At 58.5% G+C, this 12,565-nt stretch carries 10 protein-coding genes and 1 pseudogene; 5 read left to right on the forward strand and 6 right to left on the reverse strand.

Annotated features, from left to right (window positions below):
* Nucleotides 1-3 precede the first annotated feature (3 nt).
* From ACOOEX_RS18970 to ACOOEX_RS18980, 3 genes are all read right to left on the reverse strand, one after another.
* On the reverse strand, nt 4-1,575 hold the full coding sequence (locus ACOOEX_RS18970; protein ID WP_420396294.1) for an ABC transporter substrate-binding protein: 1,572 nt from the start codon (nt 1,573-1,575) through the stop codon (nt 4-6).
* A gap of 185 nt (nt 1,576-1,760) precedes the next feature.
* Nucleotides 1,761-3,218, reverse strand: coding sequence for a M81 family metallopeptidase (locus tag ACOOEX_RS18975; protein ID WP_420396295.1), 1,458 nt, complete (start codon nt 3,216-3,218; stop codon nt 1,761-1,763).
* Nucleotides 3,215-4,762: a M81 family metallopeptidase gene (locus ACOOEX_RS18980; protein WP_420396296.1), complete on the reverse strand. Its 1,548-nt coding sequence runs from the start codon at nt 4,760-4,762 to the stop codon at nt 3,215-3,217. The genes ACOOEX_RS18975 and ACOOEX_RS18980 overlap by 4 nt, the downstream gene beginning before the upstream one ends.
* Before the next feature lie 462 nt (nt 4,763-5,224).
* Here ACOOEX_RS18980 and ACOOEX_RS18985 point away from each other — a divergent pair, with 462 nt between their 5' ends.
* From ACOOEX_RS18985 to ACOOEX_RS19005, 5 genes and pseudogenes are all read left to right on the forward strand, one after another.
* A complete protein-coding gene (locus ACOOEX_RS18985; protein ID WP_420396297.1) occupies nt 5,225-6,415 on the forward strand; it encodes an integrase arm-type DNA-binding domain-containing protein in 1,191 nt (396 codons plus the stop codon).
* A gap of 31 nt (nt 6,416-6,446) precedes the next feature.
* Nucleotides 6,447-7,286, forward strand: coding sequence for a hypothetical protein (locus tag ACOOEX_RS18990; protein ID WP_420396298.1), 840 nt, complete (start codon nt 6,447-6,449; stop codon nt 7,284-7,286).
* 48 nt (nt 7,287-7,334) lie between these two features.
* Nucleotides 7,335-7,553 carry a helix-turn-helix transcriptional regulator gene (locus ACOOEX_RS18995; RefSeq protein WP_420396299.1) on the forward strand — a complete coding sequence of 73 codons (219 nt, stop codon included), beginning with the start codon at nt 7,335-7,337 and terminating at the stop codon, nt 7,551-7,553.
* 157 nt (nt 7,554-7,710) lie between these two features.
* A complete protein-coding gene (locus tag ACOOEX_RS19000) occupies nt 7,711-8,865 on the forward strand; it encodes a hypothetical protein (RefSeq protein WP_420396300.1) in 1,155 nt (384 codons plus the stop codon).
* Between the two features lie 183 nt (nt 8,866-9,048).
* A pseudogene (locus tag ACOOEX_RS19005) lies at nt 9,049-9,297 on the forward strand (integrase core domain-containing protein); the annotation flags it as partial.
* Nucleotides 9,298-9,804: 507 nt separating this feature from the next.
* Here ACOOEX_RS19005 and ACOOEX_RS19010 read toward each other — a convergent pair.
* The 3 genes from ACOOEX_RS19010 to ACOOEX_RS19020 all read right to left on the reverse strand — a co-directional run bounded on the left by ACOOEX_RS19010 (nt 9,805) and on the right by ACOOEX_RS19020 (nt 12,536).
* Nucleotides 9,805-10,698, reverse strand: a complete 894-nt coding sequence (locus tag ACOOEX_RS19010; RefSeq protein WP_420396301.1) for a 3-methyl-2-oxobutanoate hydroxymethyltransferase — start codon at nt 10,696-10,698, stop codon at nt 9,805-9,807.
* 197 nt (nt 10,699-10,895) lie between these two features.
* On the reverse strand, nt 10,896-11,213 hold the full coding sequence (locus ACOOEX_RS19015) for a non-heme iron oxygenase ferredoxin subunit (RefSeq protein ID WP_420396302.1): 318 nt from the start codon (nt 11,211-11,213) through the stop codon (nt 10,896-10,898).
* A 96-nt stretch (nt 11,214-11,309) separates the two neighbouring features.
* Nucleotides 11,310-12,536, reverse strand: coding sequence for an NAD(P)/FAD-dependent oxidoreductase (locus ACOOEX_RS19020; RefSeq protein ID WP_420396303.1), 1,227 nt, complete (start codon nt 12,534-12,536; stop codon nt 11,310-11,312).
* Nucleotides 12,537-12,565 lie beyond the last annotated feature (29 nt).

Here is a 12,565-nt window from a genome sequence, read left to right on the forward strand (position 1 = left end):
CACTTATTCGATCACCACATTGGTCGGACGCGTGTATTCGTCCGTCCGCGGGATGTACCGAAGTCCGGCACGCGTGGCCCAGGTGTTCACCTGGAAATGCGTCGGGATCAGCCCGATTTCACGCATGGCGATTTCCGTGGCCCGCGCCAGCAAATCCTGGCGAAGATCGTCATCAACGGTGTTCAGCGCCAGTTGCAGGGTTGCGTCGAACGCGGCGCTCGAATAGCGGCCACGGTTTGTCCGGCCAAGGCCCGTATCGTCGTCACGCGTGTGCAACAGCGCGCGCAGCGGCGAAGAGGCTTCACCGGTGCCCGATCCCCAGCCAACCAGCATCAAGGAGAACTCGGATCCGTTCTCGTCCCCTGTCGCCCGGCCGAAATAGACCGACCGCGGCATGGTTTCGACTTCGGTCTGAATGCCGACACGGGTCAGCATCTGCGCGATTGCCTGGGCGATCTGCTCATCGTTGATGTACCGGTCGTTCGGGCCGTGGATCGTCAGGCGGAAGCCGTCCGGATACCCGGCCTCGGCCAGCAGTTCACGCGCACCTTCCGGGTCGTATTCCGGCACCTCGATATTGTCGGAGACACCGAAGAATCCTTCCGGCAGCACCTGCCCGGCGGGGATCGCGATGCCCTCCATCACCTCTTCAACGATGGTTTCGCGGTCGATCGCCATGGAAATGGCGCGCCGCACCCTCACGTCCTGAAACGGATTGAAGATCTGGTTGCCATCATTGTCGGTCACGAAGGGGGAATAGACCCGGCGGCTATCGATATGCAGGTAGATCACCCGGTTCGACACGCCCTGGCTGAGAACGATGTCCTCGTTGCCTTCAAGCGTTTCGATGTCAGATGTCGGCACACCCGAGATCACATCGACATCACCCGCCAAAAGCGCCGCGACGCGCGCCGCGTCAGAGCTGATGGGACGGTAGGTGACGGTATCAAATTGCGGAGCGCCACCCCAATAGTCGGGATTGGCTTCCAGCACGATGCTTTCACCCGGCGTGTAGCTGACAAAGCGGTACGGGCCGGTTCCGATGCTGGCCGGGCCGGCGTTGAACTCTTCCGTTGTCGCCTCGGGATTTTCCGAACTGATGATCTGAATGGTGGACAGGTCGATCGGAAGCAGCGGATAGGGACCATTGGTGCGGAACTGAATGGTATGATCATCAACAACGATGATCTCGGCGATGCCCGCAGTGTAGGTCGCGAAAGACGACGGGCTGTTGGGCACGTTCGGCACACGCTCGTAGCTGAACACCACGTCTTCGGCGGTGAAGGCAGAGCCGTCGTGGAAGGTCACGCCTTCACGAAGCTGAAACTCCCAGACATCATCTGCGATCGGCCCCCACTCGACGGCAAGGCCCGGCCCAAGCTGCTGGTTGCTGTCCTGATGCAGAAGGCGATCGTAGATCAGCCCCACGATCTGGTTGTTATTGCCGGTGTTATGGTAGTGCGGGTCCATGGCCGTGACCTCGGACGCCACCGCAATCGTAATATCTTCGGCATGGGCGATTGTGCCCAAAACCATCCCCGCCGCAAGCGTTGCGGCAGACAATGACTTCCACATTGCATTTACTCCCTGTTTTCAACGGTTCGATGCCTTTTTCGAGGAGTGCTCTTGGGGGCACCTTTTTTCAGGCATGGTTCACGTTAGACGCAATTTTCCGGATACGGGTAGCATTTTTTTCCCTTCGACTGATGCAAGGCAGCAGGAAACCGGATCAATAGAAGGGCTTGACGTAGCCGGACAGGCTATGGTCGCGCGTGTTTATAGGGAAGTTTGGATATATCCGCCGGCCCGTAATCCGCTGTGTCGATGATGACGATTGCGGCGGCGAAGCCGTCCCAGGCGGCCCGAAAATGCGTTTTTGACCGTAGCAGGACGATGTCGAAAGCCATGGGATCGAGATCGAATTGCACGAACGGGTCAAAGTCGATCGCACTTTGTGACAGGCTCGTGATACTGATCTTCATACCGCCCACATCCAGCAGAACGCTGTCGCCCAGGCGAACTTCACTACCCGACCGCATCTCTCCGGTGCCGCGATATCTGAAATCCCGCTTCACGGCATCGACCCGCGCCGTCACGCGGACCGGACCGCCAGCTTTCGGGGCGGAATGTCCCCCAAGGCACAGCGCAACCTCCTCGCCCTGACCGGCCGCGATGGCCTCTGCCACCGACCCCGGATCCCAGAGGAAGGGCACCGCAATCCGCATCCGGTCGGTAAGGGCCAGCAAGTGGCGCAACCCATGGGTGCTGTCATTTGCACGGTCTGCATGTTCCAGGATGACAACCGGACGATCAGACCCGCCCGCGATGGCACACGCTTTTTCAATGCCCTCTTCCAACCCATAGACAGGAACGGGCGCGGCAAGGGCCTGCCTGTGATGATCGACCTGATCCGAAAGGTCGTCTGCCAGGGCCTGCGCCTGTTCCCCTGCTCCATCGACGACCGCAACGACAGATGCCCCGCAATTGGGAACATCCGCATAGGCAAACCCGGCAAAGAGCGACACGTCCCGATATCCGGCGGCGGCGTCAGAGGCACGTTTTGCCCTCTCGACAAGGCCCTTGAGGGGGACAAGATCCGTTGCGGAGAAGATGGACGGCAGGATCAACCCGGGCCTGGCCAATGCCATGGCGGGGCGAATTTCGCCCCTGAGGGTCTTCAACAGGCATCGCGCCGCGCGTTCGCCCGTAGCCCCCATGTCAATGTGAGGAGAGTACCGATAGCCGAACGCCGCGGTCGCCCCCGCGATAGATTTCGCGTCCAGATTGGCATGGTAATCGAGTGCAACCATGATCGGCATATCCGGTCCGGCAGCCTTGCGGATCGCATCGAGGGTGCGCGCGTCCGGGTCCAATTCGTCCTGGGTGACCATCGCCCCGTGCAGATGCAACAGCACCCCATCAACACTGCCCCGAACCGCGCCGATGCCGTCCACGATTTCCTGACGATAGGCCGCAACCGCCGCCTGATCGGCAAGCCCTGCGGCCCCGCCATCGGCATGCAGGATCGGGACGGCCTCCGCCCCGGCCGCGTCAAGGGTCCTCAGGAAGCCTCCCATGACGGTGTTGGAGTTGTGAAAGGTCTCGACAAGATCCGGGCCGCGCTTGGTTCCCGCCTCGAAAACCTCATGATCGGTGACATGGGGCAGGAAGGTCGCGCATTCCATATGCAGCCCGGCTAGGGCGATACGATAGCTCATGGCAACAGCTCCTGGGCTTCGAGATACGGGATGGCCCAGTCAGGCGGTGACCAGACGGCGTCAGCATCAAGCGGATAGACCGGGCGTGGCAATCCCCTGAATTTGAAGTTGCTCAGTACCGGGCTGGTCAGACCCGTCGTGTCCACTTCAAGCACCTGTTCCGGCGTGAAAAACTCGTCGAACCCCGCGCGGAAATGGCCGCGGCTTTTGACGACCAGGGCCCGAAAATCCCTTGGATCAAGCCCGAGATGCTCGAAATAGATCGGATCGGCGCATTGCTTGCGGTTGCTGGCGACAACCACGGTCACGCCCTCGATGCTCAAGGCAGCTGTCGGCCCCAGATCCACGCGCCGGCCAGCGACGAGCCCGCGCCGTCCAACAACGCATCCGTCACTCAGGGCAGCCACCTGCGCTTCGGCGGAGAACGGCACTCCGAATCCGTTGGACCCGCCGCGCAGGAACCGTGCGGTGAACCTCGCGCCTATCCCGGCAGAGGCAGCTTCAGCCGCGAGGTCAGCGTCGATGAAAAGTCCATAAAGCACGTCATCGGCCCGCGCTGCGATCAAGGCCTGCAAGAGATCACTGGATGTCCCGAGGCCGCCACCGCCGGGATTGTCACCAGCATCCGACAGGATCCATCGCGCGCCATCCGCAGCGGTGACCGCTTGAATGGCCTCCGTGATTGATGTCAGGCTCCGTGTGAACCGGTGCCTTTCGGCCCAAAGCTGCCCGGCAAGCCGTGCGGTCTCGCGTTCGGCAACGGTTCGATCCGTCGCCGTGACAAGAACAGCCACACCGTTGTCGGGCGTATCGCTATAGACAAACCCGCCAAGCACGGTGGCATTCGCGACAATCCCATGAGCATCCGTAAGGCGGGCCGCTTCCCGGACCTGTTCGGCATAGGGCCCCGAACCATCTGTCAGCAAGGTCACGCTGGCCGGTGTCAATGGCAGGCGCAAATGGCGCATGTGGAACCTGGTTCCCTTGATCATGCGGGAAAGGATGATCGCGGCCTCTCTTGCAACCTGTGCCTGATCGACATGGGGATTGGTGCGGTAGCCAATCAGGCAATTGGCGGCACGGACCATCCTGTCGGAAAGGTTCGCATGAAGATCAAGCGTCGCGACGACAGGCACATGCGGCCCGACGGCCTCGCGAACGACCTCTAGCAAAGCGCCATCAGGGTCGAGAGTCTCCGCGCCGACCATCGCGCCATGGCTGGCAACATAAACCCCGTCAATCGGCTCGAGGTCAGCCAATCGACCACGTACCATGCCCAGGACAGTACGCAGCACGTCTTCGTCCAACGGACCGCCTGGCTCTGCACCAGCCACAAGAACGGGCAGCAGCTCCGCATGCAAATGGCTGCAAACCTCCTCCAGAAACGCCGGAATCTCAGCCCCCTGCCGCGGCGCATCGCTGGCGGCATCGGTCAGGATCTCCTGACCCACAAGCCATGTTCGACGGTCAAAATCAGCGCGATGCGTCCTCGGCGCGAACCGGTTGCTTTCGAGGAGAAAGCCCAAAACGGCGATCCTGGCCATGGCGGCTACCGGCACTTGCGAGACTGAAACCGTAGTCTATGCGCACAAAGCGCGTCAGTCGAGCCTTTCGGATCTGTCGCGCTGTGCATGTGCCGACGATCCCAAGCGCATGACTTACGCGTGACGAATGCGCGACTCGGTAGGTTGCAATTCAGTCACATCTATGGAGCGGGCGCTTGGTTTTACTGGCGTCCAGGCACGGCCGCGCAAACGACAAACATGGTCTACACGGCATTGACCTACATGAATTTCAGTGGTGAGCCGTTCAGGATTCGAACCTGCGACCCACTGATTAAAAGCCGCTCTAGTAGCGCTTCGCCCACTTGCGCCAGACTGCGCTAACTTACTGAATCTTTTCAGGTATTATTGACGCGCGCCACGCCTCGGCTCTACCCCTTACGCCACGATTTGCTCCCACGGTCTTCCACTATGATTCCATGGAACCGGGGATAAGGAGGGACCATGCCGAGGCTAACAAAACGCTCCGTCGATGCGCTCAAGGCGAAATCCAAGGATTACTTCATCTGGGATTCTTTCCTGGTCGGCTTCGGTGTCCGCGTCCTCAAATCAGGGGCGAAGACCTACCAAGTGCAATATCGCAAGGGTGGCAGAACGCGGCGCTCATCTATCGGCAGGCATGGTGTTGTGACGGTTCAGCAAGCGCGAACGACCGCGAAGGAAATGCTCGGCCAGGTTGCGGGCGGGCTTGATCCAATCGAGGAAATCGCGCTGGAGAGAATGGCCCCCTGTGTCGCCGATCTGTGCGACCGTTTCATTGACGTTCATGTCGATTTGCATCTGAAACCATCAACGGCACGGGACTACCGTTCCACGATCCGCCGCATGATCAAGCCAGCCCTCGGGCGGTTTAAGGTTGCCGATGTGGCCCGTAAGGACATTGCGAACCTCCACTACGCACACCGCGAAACGCCGATTCAGGCAAACCGGATGCTCTCGGTCCTGTCCAAGCTCTTCAACATGGCGGAGCTTTGGGGACTGCGCCTCGACGGCACCAACCCGTGCCGTCATGTTCCGAAATACAAAGAGAACAAGCGCGAGCGGTATCTATCCCATGAGGAAATCCAACGCCTTGGCGACGTGCTTCAGCGTTGCGAGGATGACGGTGCAGAAACTCCTCACGTGGCCACGGCATTCCGACTGCTTCTGCTCACCGGTTGCCGCGTTTCTGAAATCCAAACCGCTCGTTGGGACTATGTGACGGATCGCGGCTTGGAATTGCCCGACAGCAAGGTCGGCAGGCGGTGCATCCCCCTACCAGGCGCAGCCCGTACCCTTCTCAGCAAGCTTCCTCGCACCGCCGGACATCCGTACATTATCGAAGGAAGATTCCCCGATGCACCAATCACCGATCTACAGCGTCCCTGGCGGCGCATCCGGTCGAAAGCTGGTCTCTATGACGTTCGTATTCACGACTTGCGGCATACCTATGCGTCGGTGGCTGTTTCAGGCGGGATGCCGATTCAGATGGTTGGAAGGCTTCTAGGCCATACGCAGCTACAGACCGCATTGCGATACGCACACCTTGCAGACGATCCGATCCGCGCAGCGGCAGAAGAAAACAGCGCCGTAATCTTTGCCAATCTCGCAAAGGGCGCGCCTCCGTCGCATGGGCATCTACGGGTTGTTAAGTAGGCTGAATAAAGTTTGGTATGTGAGGTTACATATGGATTTGGAAACCGCTTTGGCTCAAGTTGTTGCGGGTCTCGTTGATGGCGACCCGAACGCCAATGGCCCTTTCACAAAAGAAAAAATTGGCATCCTCGCTGACAAGTACTCGCTGCCAAACGAAAATCTAGATGAAGTGCGATATCTGCTCAACATTGGTGCGCGCTCTCACAAAGCGGAAAGAGCGTGGCTAGCACAGAACTTCAAGAAAGCACGTTCGCAGATAAAGACGATCTCGAAACGCTGCATCAAGCTTCAGGAAGCTCTGAGCGACCTGGATGACGACACCCTCTGCATTCTTGAACTAGCAGGATTGGCTCAAGGATTCGCCCAGTCAGACGAAATCATGGGGCTCATTAATCGTCCCACTGTAGCAGCAGGCCCGCGCATTGTACGGAACACACAACACAGCGGCGACGAAATTGGTTGGGCGCTTGATCATCCTTCTGCCGGGACCATCAGTTTCGAGGAGATCAAGACTCTGCTCACGCATATCGATGAAGCCGCAAAAGGATCGCTTAAGGCGGCGCGCGAAGGCAAAAGGGGTAAGCCAGAAGATGACGCGCTGCTCGACCTCTTCCTGATCGCGTACCAGATATGGGTCAACTACGTCGATCAGTCCTTCACGCTTGTTTGGGCTGAGAAGACTTGGGAGCCGGAAACAGCCGCTGCTCAATGGTGTGTGGACATTGCACGCTTGGTCGATCCCGAAGCCACATTGGAAAGCATTGATACTGTTTCGCGAAAGGCGCGCGAAAGGTCGATCAAAATCAGTTCTTTGGAAGAAATACAGGCTTTTGCGAACAATTACGCCAAACGCGCTGGCTGGGCAGATTAGCCGAAGCAGGCGTAGATCATCCTCATCGGACGAACCGAAGAGGATGAGATGCAAACCCTGTCTGAAATTGCTGAATGTCAAAGCCCTCCGTTTTGGAACGAACAGCAGGTGGCGGACTTTCTCTGCCAATCCGTCCGCACGATCCAGAAGTGGCGAGTGAAAGGCTCTGGCCCCTGCTTCTACAAGTTCGGGCAGTCCGTTCGCTATCGCAGCGATGAAGTCATCGCGTGGGCGCATGACCGACGTAAAACACACACCTCTCAATGACCCTGAAACCGAAACCCAACGCGAGGCCAGCCGTCCACGCGCGCGCTGCGCTGCCTTCAGGTAGCGAGCGCGGCGCGCGGGTGGGCGGGTGGCCGACCGCCACGCGGCAAAGGGGGGTCTTTGTAGCACCCCCCTCTAGAAATACATGGAGTAGAAAATGACGATTATTCACACAGGCTTCGATGGCATTGACCTGGCGCTAAAAACCACGGTTCCGATTGAGTTGGTCGAATTCCTGGAAGAAGGAAAGGCCACGGCGCAGGAGCTGATGTCAGATGTCTGGGGCACCTATGCTGGGCTCGACATCCAGACGGGCCAAAGCGGCAAGCGCGGTGGGTACGCTGTCACATTTCGGGTTTATGAGTTCGGGGCCACCTGGTTCGCCAAAAAGCCCAGGGCGTCGGATCCCTGGGGTCTCTACGTCTCCATCGGGTCACGCGAGCTGGCGTTGAATGGTCTGGACCGGACGCGGCAGAAGCTTAATGCTCTGTTGGTCCAGCTCGGGTTTCAGCTTCCGCACGATGGCGTCAGCATCAACCGGGTTGATTTCGCGGTGGATATCCTGGCACCCGGCTTCGTCCTCGATCCCGATGCCTTCGTGTTTCATTCCCGTGCCAACCGGAAAGCGATTTCCGAGTTTGAAACGGTAGAGACGAACGGACATTCCGGGCGCACAACATCCGTCACCATCGGCAAGATGCCCGGTCGGCAAGTCATCGTCTATGACAAGCGGGAAGAGGTCCTGAAGCGCCGCAAGCAAGAGTGGCCAATGATCTGGAACGCGAACCTTAAGGCGGGTGGCCTCGACCCTTTGGATCTGTCAGATCGTACCACATGCCAAGTTTGGCGGATCGAGCTGCGCCTAGGAAAAGAAGCCCTACGAAACCGCAAGGACATTCGGGGATGGGGATCGCTGCACGAGCATCTGCAAGCCGAGATGGATCAACTCGCCCAGGACGTGACGCTGACAGTGCCTTCAACAGACAGCAACCGCTCGCGCTGGTGTTGCCACCCAATCTGGTCGACCACTCAGGATACCGTCGCAACACGCCTGTTCGAGCATGTTAGCACAGTGCCCCCAGAAGCTGTACGAGAGCTGGACCTCAAGGAAAAGCAGCTAGACCTTCTCAAGCTTATCGTCGCGAACTCCGTGACGCTGGCCTTCTTGGAAGGCCTTGGGCCCGACGACTTTGAAGACTTTACAGAAACCTTGCCGGACATGATCTTTGGTTATCTCGACCAACACCCGCGCGGAATTAAGGAACGATTCCGAGGTGCGGCAACGAAGTATAGTGGGATTGTGGCCAGGTAGACGTGTGCAGATTAGCAACTAGCAGTCTTTGCAACTTTGGGTACTCTGGGCAGTTATGACGGCGTATTCCGAGCACCTCCCCGAAAAGCGGACAGTGACGGCAGCTACAGCATAGCGTTTTCTGGTCTCCAAGAACGAGGAGATCAGAACATGTCGAAACGCAGGAACCATGACGCGGGCTTCAAGGGCATGTATCTTGACAACATCTTCATCGAACGCCTCTGGCGATCCCTGAAGTATGAGTGCGCCTATCTGCACGCCGTGGAAACCGGCTCGCAGGCTAAGGCCGGGGTTGGCCAGTGGATCACCTTCTACAACCACCAGCGGCCCCACGCCGCCCTCCGTGGTCTAGTTCAACCAGATCGATACCGACCAGCAGGGGCAGTAAGTAGCTTACGTCATCCCGGACACTGTCCAAGCGATGGGGAGTAGCTCATCGCTCCACGATCCGCCGTATGATCAAGCCAGCCATCGGGCGGTTTAAGGTGGCCGATGTGGCCCGCAAGGACATTGCGAATCTCCACTACACACACCGCGAAACGCCGATTTAGGCAAACCGGATGCTCTCGGTCCTGTCCAAGCTCTTCAACATGGCGGAGCTTTGGGGACTGCGCCTCGACGGGACCAATACTGATCACAGCCGCCCCATCTCCGGAGCGGCTTTTTTCGACAGAACGGCCATTCGTCCACCTTGCAGCATCTTCGGAGGGTGAAGGTTGGCAGTGCAGACTTTTCGGTCATTGGCGCCACGGAACGCGCGTTCAATCGCTCTGTCTCAACCACCATCGGGATTCTTGCAGGTCTGGAATCGGACCCGTGCAATTTCAGGACGTTTCTTGAACCTGCCCGACGGGTACAGTCGCATCGACGCGGGCAACCGGGCCCCACAACAGCATCCTATGGCCTAGTAGCTGCTTCTTGTCGGACCGAACTGGTCAGCTACTTGTCAATTTCCGCAATGAAGTGTTCGAGAAGTTCATCATCAACGTTGACGACCAAGTCGTCACTTGGGAAAGCGCCGGAGTGCACGTCGGCGGCAAACTCGCGGAACGCACTGATCCGTTCGGTCTGCATCTGCTGTCTGAGCTCGTAGAATCTTCTGTAGAGCTTCACATGCCTAGGAAACGGTGGAGGCCCGTCTCCCAGGATGTCAGGCCCAAATAGATACTGGACATCGCCGCCGCTCCCGGACCCCAGAGAGATGGTGACGAGCGACGTACGCTTTGTGAGTTCGGCCATGACTTGCTGCGGGATCAGTTCGCTTTCGACCGCCCATGCGCCCGCATTTTCAAGATCGCGCATGTACCGATAGATGCCGATCGCTTCGTCAACGGTCTTGCCAATTGCGCGAAGACCACCGACCCAGGTGCTCTTTCTAGGAACCAGTCCCGCGTGCCCCTGGACAGGTATACCTGCTTCGGCGACGGCCTCTATGAAACGCATGGCCCAGCAACAGTAGATACCGTCGGCCCCGGCCTCCATTGCGTCGAAGGCGGCTCTCAACGCTTCGGCCTCTGTGACATATTTCGTCAAAGGCATGCAGAACGTCGTCAGTGTCCGTCCCGCTGCCGCGCGGATGGACTTGCTGCGTTCAGGCGCATCCTGTTGCCAGCGGACGTTGATCATGTCGATGCCGGCTGCCTCTGCGGCCTCGGCCTCTTCCTCGCTGTTGACCAGTACCTGAGTAAGGACCCGCTGCCCCTTCAGGTCGATCACGTCACGGATGGTGAGATTGCGCCGGATGTATCCGCCTGACATCGAATAAAGCCGCTTTCCAGAAGGCCTTTGACCTTGGGTGTCAGCCGCAGGAATTTCACTTGAGGGCTTCGACACGACCATCCCGATCCTATTGGTTAATTGGTTGCCACCAAATCTGCCACGTCGCCTAGGTGGTGGTCCAATTCAAATTTTGAATGGCCTCAACACATCGATGACGCACTGTGAGGGCGGCTTCGGTCGGAGAACGGCCTCCATGTGAACCGGCGCAACCGCAACATCATTAAAGCTTAGAGGCGTCATTGAGCGGCGTGTTACACCGCTATGAATATCTCGCCACCCTCAACCTTGACCGGATACGTATCCAAAGGCTGCTCTGCCGGTGCTTCCAGCGCCTTCCCGGAACGAAGGCAAAAGACACCCTGATGCAACGGACATTCGATCTTCGTGCCGTCAACGTAGCCTTCAGAGAGGCGGGCGACTTCATGTGTGCAGACATTAGACGTTGCGAAATACTCATCTTCCACGAAGAAAATCGCGATTTCCTTGTCGTCATGTGTGTAGACGATGGCTTCCTCGTCCTCGATATCTCCGACCTCGGCGACCTTTATCCAGTTTGCGCTTTCAGACATTTTGTTGATTCTCCTCCAGTTTGCATCCACTTTTTGGCAACGACCAATGTCGCTTTCGCACAGAACGATCGGACCGCAGACCAGCAACGATACGTGTCATAGAAATGCCTTTGCGAGTTTTGTCGATCGGTCGGCCAGACGTTCCAAGTCGATCGACTGCCCCTTTTCCAAGGCACGTCTGATAGGCGAGACGTGCTTGCCGTCATCAATGCAAAGCGCTCCGACAAGCTGCCCGCCGATATGGTAAAGATGGGTCGCCTGAAGTTCGCCATCGCCGCTCAGGACATGGACATCAGCCCCCGCGCTCAACTCACCAAGCAGTTGGAAGTTATGGCCAAATTGATCCGTCCAGAACCACGGCACGTAGTTGAAGGGTTGGGTCTCACCGGCGATATTCGCGCCGACAATCGCGGCTTGCGTCTGCGCCATCTGCCAGGATTCGAACCGAACCGGTGCGTCGAGAAAGGGAACACGGTGCCGCGCCACCTCGCCAGCCGCCCAAATGTCGGGGTGGTTGGTTCTGCCGAACGAATCCGTTAGGATGCCGCCATCGGTTGCGATACCGGCGTCTCGGGCCAATTCTTCATTCGGGACCGCGCCGATGCAAACCAGGATGACATCGCACGTATGGACCGCGCCCCCGGCTGTCTTGACCGCCATGCTCGATGCATCGCCCTCGGAAACACCTGCAACCGTTGTATGTGTCAGGATGTTCACGCCACTGAGGCGATGCAGCCCGGAGAGCGCCTGTCGCAATGCATCCGGTGCACCGCGTCCCAGAATATGCGGACCTGCCTCCAGCACGGTGACGTCGCAGCCGATATGCACGCGCGCGGTCGCCGCGACCTCGAGCCCGACAAACCCCGCACCGATGATCAGCAATCTGGTCTTTGGCCCGAGTTGTGCGCGCAGACGCAACGCGTCCGAGGCCGTGCGGAGATAATGAACCCGATCTCCAAACAGACCCTCCAGCGGCAAGTGTCGTGGCCGCGACCCCGTTGCGATCAGGAGCTTCTCATAGGAAATGTGACGGCCCGACTTTGTGGTTGCCATCTTGCGATCAGGGATAATTGCTTCAACCCGATCGTCAAGCAACACATCAAGCCGTTCGATTTCCAGCGCTTCCGCCGATCTGATGACCAGATTGGACACGTCCCGGTGGCCTGACAAAACCTCCTTGGACAGCGCAGGCCGCTCGTAGGGCAGCATGCTTTCCTCGCCGATCAGCAGGATCGAATCTTCTGGCCGAATACTCCTGATCTTCCGTGCAGCGACGATTCCAGCGTGGCCCGCGCCGACGATCAGATAGGTCGAATGTTGCATGATCTTCATCCGTCGGGTCTTCGCAAGCT

The sequence above is a fragment of the Nioella sp. genome (assembly GCF_965215655.1).
Classification (GTDB): domain Bacteria; phylum Pseudomonadota; class Alphaproteobacteria; order Rhodobacterales; family Rhodobacteraceae; genus Nioella.

Coding starts and splice junctions, on each gene's coding strand:
- ACOOEX_RS18970 (WP_420396294.1), bottom strand. CDS start 1,575: ATGTGGAAGTCATTGTCTGCCGCAACGCTTGCGGCGGGGATGGTTTTG.
- ACOOEX_RS18975 (WP_420396295.1), bottom strand. CDS start 3,218: ATGAGCTATCGTATCGCCCTAGCCGGGCTGCATATGGAATGCGCGACC.
- ACOOEX_RS18980 (WP_420396296.1), bottom strand. CDS start 4,762: ATGGCCAGGATCGCCGTTTTGGGCTTTCTCCTCGAAAGCAACCGGTTC.
- ACOOEX_RS18985 (WP_420396297.1), top strand. CDS start 5,225: ATGCCGAGGCTAACAAAACGCTCCGTCGATGCGCTCAAGGCGAAATCC.
- ACOOEX_RS18990 (WP_420396298.1), top strand. CDS start 6,447: ATGGATTTGGAAACCGCTTTGGCTCAAGTTGTTGCGGGTCTCGTTGAT.
- ACOOEX_RS18995 (WP_420396299.1), top strand. CDS start 7,335: ATGCAAACCCTGTCTGAAATTGCTGAATGTCAAAGCCCTCCGTTTTGG.
- ACOOEX_RS19000 (WP_420396300.1), top strand. CDS start 7,711: ATGACGATTATTCACACAGGCTTCGATGGCATTGACCTGGCGCTAAAA.
- ACOOEX_RS19015 (WP_420396302.1), bottom strand. CDS start 11,213: ATGTCTGAAAGCGCAAACTGGATAAAGGTCGCCGAGGTCGGAGATATC.
- ACOOEX_RS19020 (WP_420396303.1), bottom strand. CDS start 12,536: ATGCAACATTCGACCTATCTGATCGTCGGCGCGGGCCACGCTGGAATC.